The organism is Flavobacterium kingsejongi (assembly GCF_003076475.1).
Lineage (GTDB): Bacteria > Bacteroidota > Bacteroidia > Flavobacteriales > Flavobacteriaceae > Flavobacterium > Flavobacterium kingsejongi.
The window spans coordinates 2,920,297-2,941,333 of the sequence record NZ_CP020919.1; the positions used below are offsets into that span (position 1 = coordinate 2,920,297).

Genomic DNA, 21,037 nt, shown 5'->3' on the forward strand with positions numbered 1-21,037 from the left:
ACAAAAACGAATAAATACTAGAGATCATGAAAATAAATTGGGGAACAGGAATTTTTATAGCATTTACGTTATTTATGGGGTTCATACTCTTCTTTGTAATGAAAGTCCAGACACAATCAAAATATGATAATGATCTTGTAGTGGAAGAATACTACAAGCAGGAGCTGAAATTCCAGCATCAGATCGATCAGGAACAACATGCAACTGACCTGAAACACAAAACAACCATAACTGCTACTGATAAAGGCGTGGAAATTAATTTTCCTGAAAATTTTGATGCCCATAATATTACTGGAAAAGTGTCCCTCTACAGGCCATCGGATAAACGTTCAGATTTCGATACTGCGATTTCGATTTCTGAATCCCATCTGCTCATACCTAAAAAAGATTTGTCCGATGGCCGTTGGGACATTACTATCGAATGGAGCTATGAAGGTGTTGACTACCGCGATAAAAAAGCCCTGTATCTCAAATAATACGCTTATGTTACTTTCAGCACTACTACTCGGATTGATCAGCAGTTTTCATTGTATGGGTATGTGTGGCCCAATCGCAATGATGCTGCCATTGGACCGCACCAATCAAGCCCGTAAGATTACCCAGCTCTGGTTGTACCACCTGGGTAGGATCACGGCTTATACTACGATAGGTTTGTTATTTGGCCTTTTGGGACGTGGATTATTGATGGCCGGTTTTCAGCAACACTTATCCATTATCATCGGGCTGATCATGATTATAGTCGTGGTGGTTCCCGAAAAACAACTGGTGCGGATCAATGGTTCCGGACCCATTTTAAAACTATTATCTTCCGTAAAGACAAAATTAGGAAAGCAATTCCAAAAGAAAACCTATACGTCGCTGTTTACCATTGGCCTGCTAAATGGTTTTCTGCCCTGTGGAATGGTTTACATGGCTTTATTCGGTGCTTTGGCCATGCAGGATCCACTGCTTGGTATGGGGTATATGGTATTGTACGGACTTGGTACAGTGCCATTGCTAAGCCTTGTCGTCTTTGTACCGGATATTTTCTCCGCACGGATGCGCAACAAAATACAGCGTATCATTCCTTATGCAGCGGTGTGTATCGGGATTCTTTTTATATTGAGGGGGTTGGGGCTCGGTATTCCTTATGTTTCCCCTTCCGATATGAACCTGTTTGTCAAAGCAATGCCCAATTGTGGGATGTAATCCGTTATACTTTTAGCGTAATTATAAAAGTACTGCCTAAACCCAGTTCACTTGCTACCGTGATACTGCCACCCTGGGCTTCAATAAATTCTTTACTAATGGCAAGCCCCAGTCCGGTGCCTTCTTTTTCGGATCCCGGAATTCGAAAATACTTATCAAATATTTTGTTTTTATACTGTGGTGCGATGCCCATTCCGTTGTCCTGTACACTGATTTGTACCGTATCATTTTGCAATACGGCTTTCACCAGGATACTACTGTTCTCATAGGAATAGCGTATCGCATTTGAGATCAGGTTAGATACAATCCAGGTCGTTTTTTCGAGATCGGCATGAATTTCCGGTAGGTTTTCCGGCAATACAACTTCTAAAGAAATTGCTTTTTGGGCGGCCAGTAGGTGTGTGGCTTCCACGGCATTTTCGACAATTGTATGAATGGGGCAACTTTCTATTTTAAGCTGGGTATTTCCTGTTTCTACCTGGGTGATGTTGAGCAGTTCTCCAGTAGTGCGCAATAGCCTTTTCGTATCATCTTTAATTCCGGATACCAATTGTTTCTGCTCTTCATTCAGCATGCCGATACTTTCGTTTTCCAATAATTGCAGGCTCATTTTCATGGAGGCAATCGGGGTTTTAAATTCGTGGGAAACCATCGCTATAAAGTTGGTTTTGGCTGTGTCCAATTCTTTATAGGCTGTGATGTTGCGTAATATGATAAAAGCACCCACAGCTTTTTTCTCTGTTTCTCCGGTCGGGGTAATCAGGATAGGGACGAGCTGTTTTTCAAAATAACTCTCTTTGCGGTCGGCGTATATTTTTAGCGGCTCTTTGTTTTTTAGTGTACTGTCTTCAGAAATATACTGGAGCAACATCCGGATAAGGTCATTAGAAATAGCAATTTCCTGTGCCGATTTCCCAATGACAGCTTCTGCCTGTAAGCCTGAAATCTTTAACGCTTCTTCATTGGCAAACAATATGGTATGCTGGGCATCCAGACCGATAACCGGATCGTGGAGGTTATTGATCAGCGTTTCAATGCGTTTTTTCTCCATCATTAGCTTTTCCAGGTTGCTGTTGCTGTATTCCTGCAATTTCTCAGCCATCGTATTAAAAGACGTAGCGAGGTCTCCAAACTCATCATGGCCTTCAAAATGTACCCGTTGCGAATAATTTTTCGCTGCAATTTGCCGTATACTTTCGGTGAGTGCTTTTATAGGGTTGGCAATGTTACCGGGAAGATTGATCAGAAGGGTAAACGCAATGACGAAGCAGAGGGTTCCTGTGATGGAAATCCAGAAGATACCGCTATCCGCAGTTTTGGAAGCCACAATACTTTTGCGGTTGATGGCATCCATATTCAGCTTCATAATATCGTTCAGGTCTTTCCGGATCTGTATGCTGTTTTTGGGGTTTGCCGGATCTTTCTGAAATAGCACAACATCTTCGGTCAGGTTGCGTGTCAGTTCCTTTTCTCCGATTTCGGTAATATTTCGGTTTTGTAATTTCAGGTATTCGAAAAATTGTGTTGGAGACTGTTGTTCGGTTTCGATTTTATCGAGTTCCTTCAGCATATTCCGCGAATAATCCATGGAGTTGTAATTGGCTGTCAGGATATTTTCGGTATCATCGGCCAGGGAATGGATCTGTTTTACGCCAAGCGCAACCAGGAGTACAATCAGGAAAAACAACAGGCCGACACCAAGCGTAAGTTTTGTTTTTATTTTCATTGCAAAAATGAAGGGTTTTAATTGCTTTTTAAAATACCACACCACTGTAAAAAGAGATCGTACCATAGCGTGGTAATTAGGGTAAAGATAAATGTTTTCTGCCGGAAATTAACTCAGGATGATCAGGTCAATATCACTACAGGAGAGCTTGTTCAATAATTCTTTGAATACATTAGTAGCACGGATAATCTGGAACAGGTTCATTCGGGGTTTGCCAATGCAGATCGTGGTGATGTTGCGGCTTTCGGCTTGCTCCATCAGTGCTTTTGCAATACGCGTATGCTGTATGTTCAGTACTTCGGCGCCCAGTTCTGTAGCCAGTTTGAAATTATTAATCAGGTGGCGTTGTTTGTCCAACGGAATCCTGTCGGCACTTTCATGGGGCAACTGGACGTAGAGGACAAACCATTTGCTGTTGTAATAGTTGGCCAACCGTGCCGTTTTACGAATTACTTTTTTGGCGGTCTTTTCATTACTGCTGATACAGGCCATAAATTTTTCATGTCGCATGTTTTTATTCCGCGGTACCTCGGTAGCGACTTTTCGTTCCACGAGGCTTGCCACTTCTTTTAGTGCGAGTTCCCGCAATTGCAGGATATGTTCACTTTTGAAGAAATTCCGCAGCGCCATTTCGATCTTATCCTGCTGGTAGATTTTACCTTCTTTCAATCGTGTAATGAGTTCATCGGCAGTAAGGTCAATATTCACAACTTCATCGGCACGTGCCAGGACGCTATCGGGAATGCGTTCCCTGACTTCTACTCCGGTAATGTGCTTGATCGATTCATTCAGGCTTTCGATGTGTTGTATATTAACCGCACTGATAACATTGATTCCGGCTTCCAATATCTCCATGACGTCCTGCCAGCGCTTTTCATTTTTGCTGCCTTCAATATTCGTATGGGCGAGTTCATCTACAATCACTACTTCCGGACGCAGGCTGATAATGGCTTCGACATTCAGTTCTTCCAGTTCTTTTCCTTTATAAAATAATTTCCGTCTCGGGATAATGGGAAGCCCGTCCAAGAGCTCATGGGTTTCCGTACGGTTGTGGGTTTCGATAAAGCCGATTTTAATGTCAATTCCATTTTTTAATAGTGAACGGGCTTCCTGAAGCATGCGGAAGGTTTTGCCCACACCGGCACTCATGCCGATGTAGACTTTAAACTTTCCCTGCCTGGATTTCCGTATCAAATTCAGGAAATGCTGTACATTCTGATCTCTTTCGTTTTCCAAGGGTAGTTTTATTAGGGGTTAAAAGGAAATAGCCAATGCTGTGGTAATCGCACAATTTTGTTTTACAGGCCGTGTGTTTTCAGTGAATATTTGGTCTTTACTGTTCAGGTTCCGTGCTTCAATACGCCACACCACATTATCATAGATGGCATAATCAAAATTGAAGGAGTACCCATACGTTTGAAATCCGTTAGGTGTGGTGGTTGCAATAATAACCCCATTTTTATCCGAATAGTATTCCGCACGGGCTGCAAGGCTGATGGTTGGCGTGGCTTTATATTGTACAATGACTACCGGGGAATACCAACTGTTATAGCGGTGGCTGTCTTTACTTTTTTGTTCGGCCCCAATGTCAAATCCTGTGATGAGTCCCCATCGGTCTGTGAGCAGGAATTGGCCATAGAGGTTATGGAAATAACGCATCTGCTTGCTATTATCAGGTTTGTCATTTCCGACAAACGAACTGCTGTTCAGGGTTACCCTTGCGTTGGGCTTATAGGTCAGCTGATGGCCGAAACCCAGGGTTTTGTTCCCATCAACCCGTTGGATGCGCTGCCACCCATTTAAAACCAATCCGCTGATAAACCATTTTCCACTATCGGAGGTATAGGACAACTTGGCGCCGCTTTCGTAATACGGGGAATTTTCAGCCAGCATACTGCGGGTGAGTGTCCAGCAATCTTTACTGATTGCACTTTCAAAACCGATATGGGAAGCAAAGATTCCGGCATCCACCCACAGGTTTTTGGTAGGGGACAGGCGTACACCGGCGTTGGCTTCATAAATATTTTTCAATACTCCAGGTTCCGCAGCGAGATTGGCATTGCTATAGGTTCCTGCCATAAAAGAGAGGTTGGCCCGTACATTGTCTTTCTCATAGCTGGCCCGGATCAGTCCAAGATTCAGGGCGACTTCATTATGGCGGTTGTGGGAATACAGGAAAGCCGGCCGCTGGTTGTTTTCCGGTTGCCCGAAATCATACGCATAATAGGTTTCAACATAACCACTTATTTTCAGGGGTGATTTAACCGATTTCAGGCTGTCGGTTTGTGCCTGTAAGCCATAAGAGGCGAAAGCGGCTATTGTGGAGAGGAATGTTTTTAAGTACATGGCTATTTTAAATTATCTAAAGCGATATTAAGTTGTAATACATTTATTTTTTCCGGACCAAAGACCATTAAGACGGGTTTTTCGGTATTAACAGCGATCAGGTTTTGCAGTTGGGTTTCCGTGATATTCCGGATTTTAGCAATACGGCTTACCTGGATTTTAGCGGCAGCAACAGAAATATTAGGATCGAGGCCGCTGCCACTGGCGGTAACCAGATCGGCAGGGATATCTTTGCGGGCAGTACCCGGATTCAGGATCAGAAAGGTATCGATACGTTGTTGTACTGTCGCCAGATATTCGGGATTCGATGGTCCTTTGTTGCTACCTCCGGATCCCGCAGCATTATAATCCACTGCAGAAGGGCGGGAATTGAAATATTTTGCCTCGGTAAATGATTGCCCGATATTTTTATAGAATTTCACGCCATTACTTTCAATGGTAATGCCTTTTCCCTGGTTGGGTGCGAATTGTGCCATTCCCCAGATGAATAGTGTATAGGTTCCTGACAAAAACAAGATGCACAATACGGTTAGCTTTAAGCCTGATAGAAAATTTGTTTTCATTATTTATTTTTTTAGATGTAAGAGGTCTTTTAAGTGAGAAGTGATACGTAAAAGGTAAAAGGTTTTGTAAGTAAATGGAAAGAAGTTACTGTGTGAGAATAGGACTAACCTGTTTCCGCTGATTTTCACTTCTTAGAGCTCACTTTTTGCCTCTTACCTTTTACTGCTCACTTGTACAGATTTAAAGAAATAGGGTTACGATGAGATCAATAATTTTAATTCCGATGAATGGGACTATAATGCCGCCCAATCCATATAGCAACAGGTTCCTCCTTAGCAATGCTGAAGCCCCGATAGGTTTATAGGTTACTCCTTTTAAAGCCAGTGGAATCAGGAACGGAATGACAATCGCATTGAAGATTACTGCCGATAATATAGCACTCTCGGGACTATGAAGCCTCATGATATTCAGTGCCTGTAGGGCAGGGATCGCGGTGATAAATAAAGCCGGGATGATGGCAAAATATTTCGCAACGTCATTGGCAATACTAAAGGTAGTTAATGTACCGCGGGTCATCAGCAACTGTTTCCCGATTTCTACGATCTCAATCAGTTTGGTAGGATCATTGTCAAGGTCTACCATGTTCCCGGCTTCTTTGGCTGCCTGTGTTCCACTGTTCATGGCTACGCCCACATCGGCTTGTGCAAGGGCAGGAGCATCATTAGTACCATCACCCATCATCGCCACCAGCTTACCGGATAATTGTTCGTTCTTGATGTAATTCATCTTATCTTCCGGTTTGGCTTCGGCAATAAAATCATCAACACCGGCTTTTTCAGCAATGAATTTTGCGGTAAGCGGATTATCACCGGTGACCATTACTGTTTTAACCCCCATTTTGCGCAGGCGCTCAAAGCGTTCCTGAATCCCCGGTTTGATAATATCCTGCAGTTCGATCACACCCACCACTTTTTCATTTACGGCGACGACTAATGGCGTACCACCATTGCTGGAAATAGCAGTTACATGCTGGGCACTTTCTTCCGGGAAGTTATGTCCCGCCTGAACGCTCAGGTTGCGGATCGCATCAAAAGCCCCTTTACGAATGACCGTACCATCGGGTAAGTTAACACCACTGCTGCGGGTTTCTGCTGAAAACTTTATCGTCTGCAGGTTTTGGCCGGCATACGTTGCCAATGTCGTTTTTAGCACACCCTGTGTGTCCTTTTTTTCACCCAGTTCGATGATGGATTTTCCTTCGGGAGTCTCATCAGCCATAGAAGATAGCAGGCAGGCTTTGATGAAATCATTTTCGGAGATGCCGGGTGCCGGATAAAAATGAGTGGCTTTTCTGTTTCCAATGGTAATCGTACCGGTTTTATCTAATAGAAGGACGTCAATATCTCCGGCAGTTTCTACGGCTTTTCCTGATTTTGTAATCACATTCGCACGCAGTGCCCGATCCATTCCCGCAATACCGATGGCCGATAATAATCCCCCAATTGTGGTAGGAATCAGGCAGATAAACAGGGAGATAAAAGCGGCGATAGTGATTGGGATATTAGCATAATCGGCAAAAGGTTTTAAGGTCACACACACAATGATAAAAACCAATGTAAATCCTGCCAGTAATATGGTTAAGGCAATTTCATTCGGTGTTTTCTGGCGGGAAGCTCCTTCTACCAAGGCAATCATTTTGTCGAGAAAGCTTTCGCCTGGCTCTGTGGTTACCATCACCTTGATTTTATCGGATAGTACTTTCGTTCCTCCGGTAACGGAACTTTTATCCCCTCCTGATTCGCGGATTACGGGAGCACTTTCTCCGGTGATAGCACTTTCATCGATGGTGGCAAGCCCTTCCACGATTTCACCGTCAGTAGGGATGGTATCTCCGGCTTCACAGATGAACATATCGCCTTTCACCAAAGTGGAAGAAGGTACAATCTGGATTTCATTGACATACAATTCGCCCATCGGGACTATTTTGCGTGCAGGCGTTTCTTCCCGTGTTTTGCGTAGGCTGTCTGCCTGGGCTTTTCCACGGGCTTCCGCAATGGCTTCCGCAAAATTGGCGAATAGCAACGTCAGGAATAATACAATAAAGACGGTGAAATTGTAGGCAAAACTGCCCTGTGACTGTTCTCCGGTTGCAATCCAGAGGCATACGCCCAGCATGATCACCGTACCGATTTCGACCGTAAACATAATCGGGTTTTTCGAAAGCGATACCGGATTGAGTTTCACGAAAGAGTGTTGCAGGGCTTCCCACAGCAGTTCTTTCTGAAACAATGATTTATTTTGAGTTTTCATTTTTTAAATGTTTGTTATTGAATTGAAAAGTGAAATGCAAGAGGTGAAATGTAAAAGGTGCACACTGAACTGCATACGCAATGAAAAAAGATTGAGGCTATGTTTTTGTGTGTATTTTAATTTTGTATTTTGTTGTCAAATAATTTTTTATGAAGCCACATAAGAATTTACTATGTTGGAGGAAGAGTTTTGATCTTGTTAAAGTCATATATACTACCACTGCTAATTTCCCTGAAAATGAAAGATATGGTCTTGTATCACAAATGCGACGTGCAGCGGTATCTATACCTGCCAATATTGCTGAAGGTGCCGCAAGGCGAAATCCAAAAGAGTTCCGGCAATTTTTGTATATCGCATTGGGCTCTATGTCCGAATTGGATACTTTGCTATTATTGTCAGCTGATTTAGGATTTATAACTACCGAGACAATACTACCACTCATTGAAACACTTGAAGACATTGGAAAATTGATTTATGGTTTGATAAAAAAACTGGATCTCACATGACCCTGACATATTTATTGGCTGTTATTGCCCATTGCGCTAACATTTTTTATTGTTTGATGTAGTGCAATAGACCACTATTTACGTCACATTTTACGTTTCACATTTTACTTTTTACCTCTTACTTTTACCCACGTAAAGAAAAATATTCAGCTATAGGTCCGAGTGTAAGGGCTGGGAAAAACGATAAGGCCGCTATGATGGCAATTACGGCAAAGACCATCAGTCCGAAAGTCGAAGTATCTGTTTTTAAAGTGCCAGCACTTTCCGGAATGTGTTTTTTTCCTGCTAATAATCCTGCAATCGCAATTGGCCCTATGATAGGTAGAAAACGGGAAAGCAGTAATACAACACCGGTAGTGATATTCCACCACGGATTATTATCACCCAAGCCTTCAAATCCACTTCCATTGTTGGCTGCGGAAGAGGTATATTCGTACAGGATTTCACTGAATCCATGGAAACTAGGGTTGTTGAGTGTACTCGCGCCCTGTTCTGGAAAAGCTGTGGATAAGGCCACACCGCAAAGGATCAGGAAAGGATGTAAAAGCGCAATGATCATTGCGATTTTCATCTCCCGGGCTTCGATCTTTTTCCCAAGGAATTCGGGAGTTCGGCCGACCATTAGTCCGCTGATGAAAACGGCGAGGATGATAAAGATGTAAAAATTGAGCAGTCCCACACCACAACCGCCATAAAAGCAGTTAATCATCATCCCGAGCAACTGGTTCATTCCCGATAGTGGCATTGCGCTATCGTGCATGGAGTTGACAGAACCCGTAGAAATTACCGTAGTGGCAATACTCCAGTATCCTGAGGCTGCTGCCCCAATGCGTACTTCCTTACCTTCGGTAGCTCCGGCAGTCGTATCGATTCCCATTGCGGTGATGGCAGGATTGGCTTTCATTTCTGTGATGACCGTTGGAATAACCAGCAGGAAGAAGCCAATGGTCATGACACTGAAAATCATCCAGGAAAGCTTACGGCGTTTCAGGTAAAAGCCCAGGGCAAATACCATCGCAAACGGAATAACCATCTGTGCGATCATTTCCACCATATTGGTGATGTAAGTCGGATTTTCAAATGGATGTGCAGAATTGGCTCCAAAGAAACCACCACCATTGGTACCCACATGTTTAATTGCTGTAAAAGCAGCAACAGGACCTGTGGAAACTTCGACCGTATCACCCTGTAGGGTTTTCATAGGGCTTTTGCCTTCAAAAGTCATGGGTGTACCGTTGAAAAGCAAGATTACAGCCACAATTATGGAAACAGGAAGCAGGATTCGGGTGCAGGATTTCAGGAAATAGTTATAGAAGTTCCCGAGTTTTTCTGTCGTACGCTCCCTGAGGGCGTTGAATAATACTGCTGCAGCTGCCAGGCCGATAGCGGCGGAAACAAATTGCAGGAACATCAGGTACAACTGGCTGAGGTAACTCACACCGGATTCTCCGGAATAGTGCTGTAAATCGCAATTCACCAAAAAGGATATGATACTGTTAAAGGCGAGATCGGGTGACATATTCGGATTATTATCCGGATTCAGAGGTAAGGATGCCTGGCAGAGCAGGAGCACCATCCCAATAAGGAACCAAAGTGCATTGAGCGAAAGCAAGGCAAACAGGTGCTGCTTCCAGTTCATTTCCTTTTTGCTGTCAATACCGCTGATTTTAAAAAATAGTTTTTCCAGAGGAGCAAAAAGACCATCCAGGAATGTTTTTTCCCCGGAATATACTTTTGCGATATAACGCCCCAATGGAATACTCAGGAGTACTGTGATAAGGAACATGGCAACAATACCCGTAATTTCTGTATTCATAATGGTAGATGTAAAATTTGTAATTGGATAATAGTTTTAAAATTTTTCCGGTTTTATCAGTACATAACAGATGTAGGCAAAAACCGCAAGGGCTATAAAAAAGAGTAGTAGCATAAGTTTAGATTTTATCAAAATATAAAACGGATTTAAACAATAGGGCAAAGAGCACCAGCCCGACGAAGGTTAAGAGTAGCGCTATCATACCCCGGAACCATTTACCTGTTTTACATATTCGCTGTGCAATGTCACGGGTAACAGTTTCGAAACTGGATAGTGATGCAATTCTAAGTACCCCGATACCGTATACAGATAAATATTGGTAATGGCATTTTTCATCTCGAGGTTCCCCCGTTGTAATAAATCTTCGGCCAGCAGCAGGGAACGTTTTGCACTGGCTAATTTTCCCGATCTGAGGCTGCAGATTGTAATGTTGGCCAATCGTTCCATTTTTCGGATCAGGCTGTCATTAAATGTTTTCATGTGATATCTATTTTTCTTCCTTTATGCCAAATTAGAGACCATTCTCCCAGTGTCTCTTCTAAAGGCTTATGAATGTTCGTTTTAGCGCTGAAGCTTATTTTCAAAGTATTGAAAACCCTTTCAAAACGATAGGGTTGGGGCTATCATAATGATAGGATTATAAGGCTCTTTTATATTCCCATTTTATAGCAGTTGCAAAATAATTTTAGGAAGGGTGTTGGCGTAACCTAAAAAGGATTACTTTTGTAGAGTGATTAGTCAGTCTTATTATGGATAAACAGCAAGATATTATAGCAGCAGCCCTGAAGCTTTTTGTGGAATACGGTTTTCACGGAACGCCTACCAGTAAGATTGCGAAAGAAGCCGGAGTAGCCAATGGTACCTTATTCCATTATTATAAAACCAAAGAAGACCTGATTGTATCGCTGTATATTGATATTAAATTAAAAATGGCATGCCATGCCGAAGCTATTATTGCTACTGAAACTGATTTCAAGACACGGCTGGAAAAACAGTTTGTCGCTGTATTGTACTGGGCAATGCAACATGACGATGAATTTCGGTACCTGCAACAATTTTACAGTTCACCTTTTGTCACCAAAATCCAATCCGAAGCCTTACTGGAGATTACAGCAAAAAACTGCGGGGAATTCCTGAAGGCTATACAATCCAACACCATAAAAAAAATGCCGGTAGATTATATTATGGCACTATTGACGAGCCATACTTTTGGCCTGCATCAATACCTTCGGACAGCGGCTTTAAACGAAGCCAAAAAGAAAAAAATGATCCAGTATACGTTTGATTTATTGTGGAATATGTTAACCTGATTTTTTTAACCAATATAGAGTGATCAGTCAATCAGAATCAATACAGCAGTTATGGAAAAAGTAGTTTTAATTACCGGGGTTTCTTCCGGTATCGGTAGGGCGACAGCACTTCGGTTAGCCGGAAAGGGATATACGGTGTATGGTGCCGCAAGGCGGGCCGATACGATGCGTGGACTGGAAGGAACCGGAATACGTCTTATAACAATGGATATTACTGATGAGGCTTCGATAGAAGCAGGTATTACCACAATTATCAATACCGAAAAGCGTATTGACATATTGGTGAACAATGCGGGATACGGTTCTTTTGGCGCACTGGAAGATGTACCAATGTCCGAAGCCCGGTACCAGTTTGAAGTCAATGTTTTTGGTATGGCACGGTTGATACAGTTGGTTTTGCCCTACATGCGGGAACAGGGGAGTGGAAAGATCATCAACATATCCTCTATAGCCGGGAAACTCGGGCAGCCACATGGTGCCTGGTACCATGCTACAAAATATGCAGTGGAAGGGTTGAGCGACAGCCTTCGCATGGAGTTACGCCAGTTTAAGATTCCTGTGGTCCTTATCGAACCCGGTGCCATACAAACTGAATGGAATGGTATTGCCCGCGACAAACTGTTACAGGTTTCCGGACATACTGCTTATAAAAACAGTGTACAAAAGCACTATAAAATGTTTGAAAAAGCCGATCTGTCTTTCAGTTCACCTCCGGACGTGATTGCAGCCGTCATTGAAAGGGCAGTACTTGGCCAAAATCCCAAAACCCGTTACGTGGCAGGTTCCGGCGCACATGTCCTGTTATTCCTGCACAGCATCTTACCCGACAAGTGGTTCGATAAATTAGTTTTAAGCCAGTTAAAATGAATACTAAAAGAAGAATATTAAAGAAAATCCTAATGATATCAGTAATTGTAATCGGAGTGCTCGCTATCGCACTGTTTATTTTTTTGCAACAACCTCAATTCGGGCGCATGCCATCCGGGAAACGCCTGGAACGGATCCAGCAATCCCCGAATTACCGCGAGGGTAAATTCCAAAACCTGAGCCCAACGCCTGATCTGGCAGAATGTGCGACCTATTATTCCGTATTAAAGGAATTTTTATTCCAGCGCAGTAAGCGCATCCAGCCTGTGGATAGTCTACCTTCGGTAAAAATCAACTTGCACGATTTGGATCGCAATGGAGACCTGATCGTCTGGTTTGGGCATTCTTCTTATTTTTTACAGGCCGATGGAAAACGGTTTTTAGTGGATCCGGTATTCAGCGGCTCGGTTTCTCCGCTGGGATTTACCAACCGTAGCTATAAGGGAAGTGATGTGTACTCAGTAGCTGATTTCCCGGATATTGATTACCTGCTGATTTCCCACGACCATTGGGATCATCTCGATTACGAAACTGTAATGGCATTGAAATCCAAGGTGGGTAAAGTAGTGACTGGCCTCGGCACAGGGGAGCATTTTGAATATTGGGGTTATAGTCCGGATAACATTATCGAAATGGACTGGAATGAAGGCGTAACGCTGGAACCTGGTTTTGTGATCCATGCTACTCCGGGAAGGCATTTTTCCGGCAGGTCATTCACGCGCAATAAAGCGATCTGGGTTTCCTTTGTCCTGAAAACGCCAAACCTGAACCTGTTTATAGGTGGGGACAGCGGTTACGATCACCACTTTAAAACCATCGGAGATACGTATGGTCCTTTTGACCTTGCCATACTGGAATGTGGACAATATGATAAAAACTGGAAATACATCCACATGATGCCGGAAGAAGTAGTGCAGGCCGCAGCCGGTCTGAAAGCCACGAAATTTATGCCGGTACATTGGGCTAAATTCTCGTTGGGACTTCATGATTGGGATGATTCGATACTACGGGTGACCAAAGCCGCTGCCGCATCACAAATGCCAATACTGACGCCAATGATTGGGGAAAAAGTACCCTATACCAAAGTCAGAAGTTATACAGAATGGTGGAAAGGCCTGGAATAAATCAGCTGATTTTATATTCCTCCAGCTTGCGGTACAATGTCGTCAGTGCGATGTTAAGCAGCTTTGCAGTTTCCGTTTTGTTGCCGTTGGTATAATTAATCACTTTCTGGATGTGGATTTTCTCTGCCGAAGCTAATGAAAAGGCAGAGAGTGTCCCGGCAGTACTATTGTCAGTGCCATCAGGGCGTAATTGCCTGATTTCTGTAGGAAGGCTGTCAGTCGTTAAGCTATTTTCAGTTTCTAAGATGACACTGCGCTCCAGTACATTTTTAAGTTCGCGGATATTTCCCGGCCAGGGATGTAATTTTAAAAGTTGCAGGAAATCATCGGAAAGGCTTTTTATTTTCTTATTGGTTTTTAACGCGAAAAATTTCAGGAAATGTTTTGCCAGCAGTTCAATATCGGTAACGCGTTCCCGCAATGCCGGGAGCTGGATCTGAAATACCGAAAGGCGGTAATATAAATCCTGGCGGAAATGCCCGGCTTCAATTTCACGTGCCAGATTCCGGTTGGTCGCCGTTATAATTCGTACATTGACTTTGGTGACTTTGCTTTCACCTACTTTCAGGAATTCCCCGTTTTCAATCACCCGCAGCAATTTGGCCTGCAGGTCCAGTGCCATTTCGCCTACTTCATCTAGGAAGATAGTCCCATTATCGGCTTCTTCAAACAATCCTTTCTTATCTTTTGTAGCTCCCGTAAAAGCTCCGGCAGTATGGCCGAACATTTCACTTTCCAAAAGGTCATGGCTAAAAGCAGAGCAGTTGATTGCGACAAAATTGCGCTGTTTCCGATTGCCGGATTGGTGGATCGCCTGGGCAAAAACTTCCTTTCCCGTTCCTGTTTCGCCGGTTAAAAGGACAGTAGTATCGGTAACCGCCACTTTTTTTGCCAGGTCAATGACTTCCAGTAATCTTTTGGACGTACCGATGACACCTTCAAAAGAAAACTTGGTATCCAACTGGGCTTCAAGTTGGGCAATACGCTGGGTAAGGCTTCCTTTTTCGATAGCGCGGTGGAGTAGTGGAATAATTTTATTGTTATCATCCCCTTTTACGATATAATCAAAAGCACCGTTTTTTATAGCCTGCACACCATCAGGAATATTACCATAAGCGGTGAGCAGTATAACTTCGGTTTGCGGGTACTGCTGCCGTATGGTTGCCGTGAGATCTACGCCACTGCCATCGGGTAATTTGACATCACAGAGTACTACCGCAATGTCCTGTTGCTCCATTTTTTTAAGTCCTGATTTGCAATCGCCAGCCTGTAGGACTTCAAATCCTTCAAGGCCAATTATTCGCGCAGTAAGGGCACGCAGCTTTTCTTCGTCGTCAATGATAAGGATCTTTTTCAAGGGAATGGTATTTAGGGCAAAATTAGAATTTTCCGGTATTCAAAATGATTTTATTTACAGTAGCGCAACAGAAATATTCCGTAGCGGTTCTATAGTACAGCGCAAAATGAAACACGACTATCTTGCCTTTTCAGGAGATAGTCGTGTTTATACGAGTTTGGGAACTGTCAGCGGGTGACAGGCAGAAATCATTATCCGATAGGTAACGGTTTAACAATCGGCCATATTCACGGCTACTGCCAGCCCTCCTTCGGAGGTTTCCTTGTATTTATTGTTCATATCCTTAGCTGTCTGCCACATCGTATCGACAACTTTGTCCAAAGGCACTTTGGCATTTTTCGGATCGGTTTCCATAGCGAGTTCAGCGGCATTTATGGCTTTGATGGCGCCCATAGTATTGCGTTCGATACAAGGAATTTGTACCAGTCCGCCAATAGGATCACAGGTAAGCCCCAAATGATGTTCCATTGCGATTTCGGCAGCAATGAGTACTTGTTCCGGAGTTCCACCCATCAGTTCGGTAAGTGCTGCAGCTGCCATAGCAGAAGACACCCCGATTTCAGCCTGGCACCCACCCATTGCAGCAGAAATGGTTGCTCCTTTTTTAAAGATACTTCCAATTTCGCCTGCTACCATCAGGAATTGCTTGATATGGCTTTCATCCGCTTCATGGTTTTCGATTACGAGGTAATACATCAATACGGCTGGAATAACGCCTGCGCTACCGTTGGTAGGTGCCGTTACCACACGCCCTAAGGCAGCGTTTACCTCATTTACGGAAAGTGCAAAACAACTTACCCATTTAAGGATTTGACGGAATTTCACTTCAGTCTTGCGAATAACTTCCAGCCACGATTGTGGATTGTCATAAGGAACGACACCAATAAGGTTTTTATGCATGTCATAGGCACGTCGGCGTACATTTAGTCCGCCTGGTAGTATGCCTTCCGTATGACAGCCGATATACATGCATTCCAGCATGGTATTCCAGATGCGCATAAGTTCATGGTGGATCACTTCTTCAGAACGCATCGATTTTTCATTCTCGTATACGATTTCCGATATTTTTTTGTTTTCCTGTTTCGTATACTGCAATAACTCATCGGCTTTTGCAATCTGGAACGGGAACGCGCATTTTATTTTTTCTTTTTCAGTAGCCAGTATCCTTTCTTCTTTGACTACAAATCCACCTCCAATGGAATAAAAGGTGGCTGTATATTCCGTAGCATCAGTGTAAGCTGTAAAGCTAAAACCGTTGGCATGGAAAGGCAGGAAATTTTTATTGAAAACAATATCAGTTTCCGTATCAAAGGGGATAATGAGTTCATTACCCAAAAAGAGTTCCTTTTTATTTTTGATCGCGGTGATGATCACATCGATACTTTCAACAGGAATATATTCCGGATCCGCTCCGCTCAGGCCGAGCATTACGGCAAGATCGGTCGCATGCCCTTTTCCCGTTAATGACAGTGATCCATACAGGTCAATCTGTACACGCTTTACATCTGCCAATAGGTTTTCTGTACGGATTTCGGCAAGAAACCGCTCCGCACCACGCCATGGCCCAAGAGTGTGTGAACTGGAAGGCCCGACACCAATTTTAAGCATATCAAAAACAGAAATACATTCTTCCATAATAAACAAATCGATTTATACTGCAAATATAATTTACTTATAGCATTTAAACGTAAATAAATTAATAATACTATAACGATTGAGAAGAAAAAATAGTGAATGCGGAAATTTAAGCAAGATTATATTGCCACAATTGCGATTCTTTCAGTATTTACGATTATGCGGATCGCGGTAAATCAATAGGATACTCCATAATATAGGGCATTGTCAGGAATCCTTATCAATTGAATATTCTTTATTATTATGTTTAAGAATCAGGAACGGTATTATAATATTGTTATTTTGAAGGATGGTGATCGTCATGCAAAACGCTACTGTGTGGATTTATTATATATTTGACTCATTAAATACAATAGAAAAAGTTTATGAGAATATACTATTGCATAGTAGCCACAATTATAGCATGGGGAACTATTGGATGTGACAGTTCAGACGACACTGCTTCGGAGATTGAAAAAGGAGAGTACCGGCAGGAGATGAGAGAGCTGGTAATTGGAATTAGCCGTACTGCTAAGGCAACCAGGGCCGATTTTGCAATTATTCCGCAAAATGGCATTGAGCTGATAACACAAAATGGGGAGCCTGATGGGATTCTGGCAGAATCATACCTTGCTGCGATTGATGCACACGGGCAGGAAGACCTGTTTTTTGGTTATGACAATGATAATGTCGCCACCCCTTCGGAAGCTTCCAATTACCTGAAAGCATTCCTGGACCGTTCCAAAACCGAGGGTAAAAAAATCCTGGTGACGGATTATTGCAACAATCCCGACAAGATAGCGGTTTCCTATCAGTTAAATGCGGCGAAAGGATACACCTCTTATGCAGCACCCGAGCGTAACCTGAACGCCATTCCTGGCACGGCACCAAGGGAAGAAAGTGAGGCCATCATTACACATCTGGGGCAGGTAAAGAATTTCCTGTATCTGATCAATCCGGAAAATTACAATTCGAAAGCAGCGTATATCACTGCTGTGACATCGACCAATTATGACCTGCTGATCATGGATCTTTTTTTTAATGACGAAGCGTTTACTGCGGCAGAAGTGAATCAGCTCCGGCTAAAAGCTAATGGTGGCAGGCGCATGGTGATTTGCTATATGTCAATTGGGGAGGCCGAAAATTATCGCTATTACTGGGATCCTTCCTGGAATACGACAAAACCGGACTGGATAGTGGCAGAAAATCCAGATTGGCCAGGGAACTATAAAGTACAGTACTGGAATGAAACCTGGCAGGCACTACTGTATAAAAATCCGGATTCCTACCTGAATAAAATAATGTCTTCCGGATATGATGGCGTTTATCTTGACATTATTGATGCTTTTGAGTATTTTGAAAACTAAAAAATGTCAACTTGTCATAGTTGTTTTTGGCATAAAAGATAAAAACTGACAATTTTATAGTTGTTTTTTGCTTGGCATAAAGATTGTCTATGACAGTTCAGGTTTAAAAAATTGTATATAAAAACAAAATATAAAAAAGATGAGTAAAATAATCGGAATTGACTTAGGAACAACGAACTCCTGCGTTTCTGTAATGGAAGGTAACGAACCAGTTGTTATTCCTAATGCTGAAGGAAAAAGAACAACGCCATCAGTAATTGCATTTGTTGAAGGTGGCGAAATCAAAGTTGGTGACCCTGCAAAAAGACAAGCAGTAACAAATCCAACAAAAACTATTGCTTCGATCAAACGTTTCATGGGAAATAAATTCTCTGAAAGCACTAAAGAAGCAGGCAATGTACCTTACAAAGTTGTAAAAGGAGATAACGATACCCCTCGTGTAGATATCGATGGTCGTTTGTATACTCCACAAGAATTGTCAGCAATGACACTTCAAAAAATGAAAAAAACAGCTGAAGACTATTTAGGTCAGACAGTTACAGAAGCGGTTATTACCGTTCCTGCTTACTTTAATGACGCGCAACGTCAGGCTACGAAAGAAGCTGGTGAGATTGCAGGTCTTAAAGTAATGAGAATTATCAACGAACCAACTGCAGCTGCTTTGGCTTACGGTTTGGATAAAGTTGGTAAAGATCAAAAAATTGCAGTTTACGATTTAGGTGGTGGTACATTTGATATCTCTATCCTTGAATTAGGAGACGGAGTTTTCGAAGTATTGTCTACAAATGGAGATACACACTTAGGAGGTGACGATTTTGACCAGGAGATCATCAACTGGCTTGCAGAAGATTTCAAATCGGATGAAGGTATTGACTTACGTCAGGATCCAATGTCATTACAGCGTTTGAAAGAAGCTGCTGAAAAAGCTAAGATTGAATTATCATCTTCTGCTCAGACAGAAATCAACCTTCCTTATGTTACGGCTACTGCTTCAGGACCGAAACACTTAGTGAAAACATTAACAAGAGCTAAATTTGACCAATTGACTGAGACGTTAGTAAAACGTTCTATGGAGCCAGTGGCAAAAGCACTTAAAGATGCTGGATTAAAAATTACGGATATTGATGAAGTAATCCTTGTAGGAGGTTCAACACGTATCCCTAAAATCCAGGAAGAAGTAGAGAAATTCTTCAACAAAAAACCATCTAAAGGAGTTAATCCTGATGAAGTAGTAGCAATTGGTGCTGCAATTCAGGGTGGTGTATTGTCTGGAGATGTTAAAGATGTATTGTTATTAGACGTTACACCTTTATCTTTAGGAATTGAGACTATGGGTGGTGTTATGACAAAATTAATTGAGTCAAACACAACAATCCCAACTAAAAAATCTCAGGTTTTCTCTACAGCTTCTGATAGCCAGCCTTCTGTTGAAATTCACGTATTACAAGGTGAGCGTGCAATGGCTACAGACAACAAAACTATTGGTCGTTTCCACTTAGATGGTATTCCACCAGCAGGTAGAGGTATACCACAGATTGAAGTTACTTTTGATATTGATGCAAATGGTATCATCAAAGTTTCTGCTACTGACAAAGGAACTGGAAAATCTCACGATATCCGTATCGAAGCTTCTTCAGGTTTGACTCAGGAAGAAATCGAAAGAATGAAAAAAGAAGCAGAAGCAAATGCTGATGCTGATAAAGCTACAAAAGAAAGAATCGAGAAATTAAACGAAGCTGACAGCATGATTTTCCAAACGGAAAGCCAACTGAAAGAATTTGGTGAGAAATTATCAGATGCTAACAAAACAGCTATCGAGTATGCCTTGACAGAATTGAAAATGGCTTACGAAAATAAAGATGTTGCTACAATCCAACCCGCTTTGGACAAAATCAACGAAGCTTGGAAAAACTCTTCTGAAGAGATGTACAAGCAAGGTGATGCTCAAAGCGCTCCACAAGATGCACAACCACAAGGTGACGCTCAAAACGGAGATAACGTTCAGGATGTAGATTTCGAAGAAGTCAAATAATTTCTTTTGATACAACAAGCGTATGTAAAAAGCGCCCCGGTTTCGGGGCGCTTTTTTTATGCCTTATTTTAATTGAAGTGCCGTTGGAAAAAAGCAGTCATCCGTAGCAGTTTCTCTGCATTGCTTTCCGCACTCCAGTCACCATGAGCCTCATTGGGATATACATAGGTTTCATTAGCTACTCCAAAATGATCCAGCCGATCTTTTAGGCGCTTTGCCTGGGTATAGGGGACCAATGGATCTTTTTGCCCATATATCGCAAGTGTGGGCGGTGCTTTGGCAGTAATGTGGGTGATAGGGCTGACGTCCTGGTAAAGTTCCGGGAATTGTTTGTATGATTTTTTTCCAATCAGGCTTTTTAGCGGATATTCATTTTTAATATGCTCCGTATAGGAGGGATCTGTAAAATCTACCGGGCCGACAAAACTGGAAACCGCTTTAATTATGGCATCCTTATCGTATTTATAACTGTATAATAGGGCGAGATGGGCTCCGGCGCTGCTGCTAACAAAAGCATATTGGCTTGAAATCCCATACGTTTGACTATTGTTTTGCAAATAGGCGATGGCCAAAGCGATGTCATCTGTCTGTTTTGGAAAACCCGGGCTATCATCGGTGGCCAGCCTGTAGTTGATATTCGCCACAGCATGATCCGGAAACTGCTTCCGCAGGTAATTCGCTATAAAATTCATCTTCTCCTTGTCACCATGATTCCAGCCGCCGCCATGAAGCAGCAAAAATACTTTTGCATTTTTTTGCGCATTCTTTTCCGGAAGATAGAGATCCATTTGCTGTTCTTTATCAGGGCCATACGCTACATCAGGGTAAACAGGAGTTTCAGGATTCATGTTTGATTTTGTTATGGCAAAACTGCCGATGCATAAACTAAAAATAAGTGCAAAGGATAATTTGATTTTCTTCATAAAATACAATTTGGACTTAAAAGTGATCGAAAGATACTGAAGATTCT

At 42.5% G+C, this 21,037-nt stretch carries 19 protein-coding genes; 8 read left to right on the forward strand and 11 right to left on the reverse strand.

The annotated features are described in order from the left end of the window. The first annotated feature begins 26 nt into the window (after positions 1-26). A complete protein-coding gene (locus FK004_RS13015) occupies positions 27-476 on the forward strand; it encodes a FixH family protein (RefSeq protein ID WP_108737647.1) in 450 nt (149 codons plus the stop codon). Positions 477-483: 7 nt separating this feature from the next. Then, positions 484-1,188, forward strand: a complete 705-nt coding sequence (locus tag FK004_RS13020; RefSeq protein ID WP_108737648.1) for a sulfite exporter TauE/SafE family protein — start codon at positions 484-486, stop codon at positions 1,186-1,188. Between the two features lie 4 nt (positions 1,189-1,192). On the opposite strand, the gene FK004_RS13025 is transcribed toward FK004_RS13020, so the two are convergent. The 5 genes from FK004_RS13025 to kdpB form a co-directional block, all read right to left on the reverse strand. Next, positions 1,193-2,914: a HAMP domain-containing sensor histidine kinase gene (locus FK004_RS13025; RefSeq protein ID WP_108737649.1), complete on the reverse strand. Its 1,722-nt coding sequence runs from the start codon at positions 2,912-2,914 to the stop codon at positions 1,193-1,195. A 108-nt stretch (positions 2,915-3,022) separates the two neighbouring features. Beyond that, positions 3,023-4,150 carry a histidine kinase gene (locus FK004_RS13030; RefSeq protein ID WP_108737650.1) on the reverse strand — a complete coding sequence of 376 codons (1,128 nt, stop codon included), beginning with the start codon at positions 4,148-4,150 and terminating at the stop codon, positions 3,023-3,025. A gap of 18 nt (positions 4,151-4,168) precedes the next feature. After that, positions 4,169-5,260 (reverse strand): porin, encoded by a 1,092-nt coding sequence (locus FK004_RS13035; RefSeq protein WP_108737651.1) that lies wholly within the window; start codon positions 5,258-5,260, stop codon positions 4,169-4,171. 2 nt (positions 5,261-5,262) lie between these two features. After that, complete coding sequence (locus FK004_RS13040; RefSeq protein ID WP_108737652.1) at positions 5,263-5,823, reverse strand: K(+)-transporting ATPase subunit C; 561 nt, start codon at positions 5,821-5,823, stop codon at positions 5,263-5,265. A 181-nt stretch (positions 5,824-6,004) separates the two neighbouring features. Continuing rightward, positions 6,005-8,074 carry a potassium-transporting ATPase subunit KdpB gene (kdpB, locus tag FK004_RS13045; RefSeq protein WP_108737653.1) on the reverse strand — a complete coding sequence of 690 codons (2,070 nt, stop codon included), beginning with the start codon at positions 8,072-8,074 and terminating at the stop codon, positions 6,005-6,007. A gap of 149 nt (positions 8,075-8,223) precedes the next feature. Here kdpB and FK004_RS13050 point away from each other — a divergent pair, with 149 nt between their 5' ends. Continuing rightward, positions 8,224-8,580: a four helix bundle protein gene (locus FK004_RS13050; protein WP_108737654.1), complete on the forward strand. Its 357-nt coding sequence runs from the start codon at positions 8,224-8,226 to the stop codon at positions 8,578-8,580. A gap of 124 nt (positions 8,581-8,704) precedes the next feature. Here the strand turns inward: FK004_RS13050 and kdpA are convergent, their stop codons facing one another. The 3 genes from kdpA to FK004_RS13065 form a co-directional block, all read right to left on the reverse strand. Continuing rightward, positions 8,705-10,396 (reverse strand): potassium-transporting ATPase subunit KdpA, encoded by a 1,692-nt coding sequence (kdpA, locus tag FK004_RS13055; RefSeq protein WP_108737655.1) that lies wholly within the window; start codon positions 10,394-10,396, stop codon positions 8,705-8,707. A gap of 36 nt (positions 10,397-10,432) precedes the next feature. Beyond that, positions 10,433-10,510 (reverse strand): potassium-transporting ATPase subunit F, encoded by a 78-nt coding sequence (locus FK004_RS19705; protein WP_108738841.1) that lies wholly within the window; start codon positions 10,508-10,510, stop codon positions 10,433-10,435. An 84-nt stretch (positions 10,511-10,594) separates the two neighbouring features. Next, entirely contained in the window at positions 10,595-10,876 is a 282-nt protein-coding gene (locus FK004_RS13065) for a DUF7674 family protein (protein WP_108737656.1), read from the reverse strand. A gap of 269 nt (positions 10,877-11,145) precedes the next feature. On the opposite strand from FK004_RS13065, the gene FK004_RS13070 reads away from it, so the two are divergent. The 3 genes from FK004_RS13070 to FK004_RS13080 are packed head-to-tail and all read left to right on the forward strand — an operon-like array spanning position 11,146 to position 13,697. Then, positions 11,146-11,706, forward strand: coding sequence for a TetR/AcrR family transcriptional regulator (locus FK004_RS13070; protein ID WP_108737657.1), 561 nt, complete (start codon positions 11,146-11,148; stop codon positions 11,704-11,706). A gap of 51 nt (positions 11,707-11,757) precedes the next feature. Beyond that, positions 11,758-12,573 carry an oxidoreductase gene (locus FK004_RS13075; RefSeq protein WP_108737658.1) on the forward strand — a complete coding sequence of 272 codons (816 nt, stop codon included), beginning with the start codon at positions 11,758-11,760 and terminating at the stop codon, positions 12,571-12,573. Between the two features lie 32 nt (positions 12,574-12,605). Beyond that, on the forward strand, positions 12,606-13,697 hold the full coding sequence (locus FK004_RS13080; RefSeq protein ID WP_108737659.1) for an MBL fold metallo-hydrolase: 1,092 nt from the start codon (positions 12,606-12,608) through the stop codon (positions 13,695-13,697). A 1-nt stretch (position 13,698) separates the two neighbouring features. Here FK004_RS13080 and FK004_RS13085 read toward each other — a convergent pair whose 3' ends face one another. Next, positions 13,699-15,054, reverse strand: a complete 1,356-nt coding sequence (locus FK004_RS13085) for a sigma-54-dependent transcriptional regulator (protein WP_108737660.1) — start codon at positions 15,052-15,054, stop codon at positions 13,699-13,701. A 210-nt stretch (positions 15,055-15,264) separates the two neighbouring features. Further along, a complete protein-coding gene (locus FK004_RS13090; RefSeq protein ID WP_108737661.1) occupies positions 15,265-16,689 on the reverse strand; it encodes an L-serine ammonia-lyase in 1,425 nt (474 codons plus the stop codon). Positions 16,690-17,054: 365 nt separating this feature from the next. Here FK004_RS13090 and FK004_RS13095 point away from each other — a divergent pair, with 365 nt between their 5' ends. Both FK004_RS13095 and dnaK read left to right on the forward strand, forming a co-directional pair. Next, a complete protein-coding gene (locus FK004_RS13095) occupies positions 17,055-18,035 on the forward strand; it encodes an endo alpha-1,4 polygalactosaminidase (RefSeq protein ID WP_108737662.1) in 981 nt (326 codons plus the stop codon). A 139-nt stretch (positions 18,036-18,174) separates the two neighbouring features. Beyond that, positions 18,175-20,067, forward strand: coding sequence for a molecular chaperone DnaK (dnaK, locus tag FK004_RS13100; protein ID WP_108737663.1), 1,893 nt, complete (start codon positions 18,175-18,177; stop codon positions 20,065-20,067). 68 nt (positions 20,068-20,135) lie between these two features. On the opposite strand, the gene FK004_RS13105 is transcribed toward dnaK, so the two are convergent. Next, positions 20,136-20,990 (reverse strand): alpha/beta hydrolase, encoded by an 855-nt coding sequence (locus tag FK004_RS13105; RefSeq protein WP_108737664.1) that lies wholly within the window; start codon positions 20,988-20,990, stop codon positions 20,136-20,138. Positions 20,991-21,037: the final 47 nt, after the last annotated feature.

Excerpts from the sequence above, each read along its gene's own strand:
- FK004_RS13015 (WP_108737647.1), top strand. The coding sequence starts at position 27 with ATGAAAATAAATTGGGGAACAGGAATTTTTATAGCATTTACGTTATTT.
- FK004_RS13020 (WP_108737648.1), top strand. The coding sequence starts at position 484 with ATGTTACTTTCAGCACTACTACTCGGATTGATCAGCAGTTTTCATTGT.
- FK004_RS13025 (WP_108737649.1), bottom strand. The coding sequence starts at position 2,914 with ATGAAAATAAAAACAAAACTTACGCTTGGTGTCGGCCTGTTGTTTTTC.
- FK004_RS13035 (WP_108737651.1), bottom strand. The coding sequence starts at position 5,260 with ATGTACTTAAAAACATTCCTCTCCACAATAGCCGCTTTCGCCTCTTAT.
- FK004_RS13040 (WP_108737652.1), bottom strand. The coding sequence starts at position 5,823 with ATGAAAACAAATTTTCTATCAGGCTTAAAGCTAACCGTATTGTGCATC.
- kdpB (WP_108737653.1), bottom strand. The coding sequence starts at position 8,074 with ATGAAAACTCAAAATAAATCATTGTTTCAGAAAGAACTGCTGTGGGAA.
- FK004_RS13050 (WP_108737654.1), top strand. The coding sequence starts at position 8,224 with ATGAAGCCACATAAGAATTTACTATGTTGGAGGAAGAGTTTTGATCTT.
- kdpA (WP_108737655.1), bottom strand. The coding sequence starts at position 10,396 with ATGAATACAGAAATTACGGGTATTGTTGCCATGTTCCTTATCACAGTA.
- FK004_RS19705 (WP_108738841.1), bottom strand. The coding sequence starts at position 10,510 with ATGCTACTACTCTTTTTTATAGCCCTTGCGGTTTTTGCCTACATCTGT.
- FK004_RS13065 (WP_108737656.1), bottom strand. The coding sequence starts at position 10,876 with ATGAAAACATTTAATGACAGCCTGATCCGAAAAATGGAACGATTGGCC.
- FK004_RS13070 (WP_108737657.1), top strand. The coding sequence starts at position 11,146 with ATGGATAAACAGCAAGATATTATAGCAGCAGCCCTGAAGCTTTTTGTG.
- FK004_RS13075 (WP_108737658.1), top strand. The coding sequence starts at position 11,758 with ATGGAAAAAGTAGTTTTAATTACCGGGGTTTCTTCCGGTATCGGTAGG.
- FK004_RS13080 (WP_108737659.1), top strand. The coding sequence starts at position 12,606 with ATGATATCAGTAATTGTAATCGGAGTGCTCGCTATCGCACTGTTTATT.
- FK004_RS13090 (WP_108737661.1), bottom strand. The coding sequence starts at position 16,689 with ATGGAAGAATGTATTTCTGTTTTTGATATGCTTAAAATTGGTGTCGGG.
- FK004_RS13095 (WP_108737662.1), top strand. The coding sequence starts at position 17,055 with ATGAGAATATACTATTGCATAGTAGCCACAATTATAGCATGGGGAACT.
- dnaK (WP_108737663.1), top strand. The coding sequence starts at position 18,175 with ATGAGTAAAATAATCGGAATTGACTTAGGAACAACGAACTCCTGCGTT.
- FK004_RS13105 (WP_108737664.1), bottom strand. The coding sequence starts at position 20,990 with ATGAAGAAAATCAAATTATCCTTTGCACTTATTTTTAGTTTATGCATC.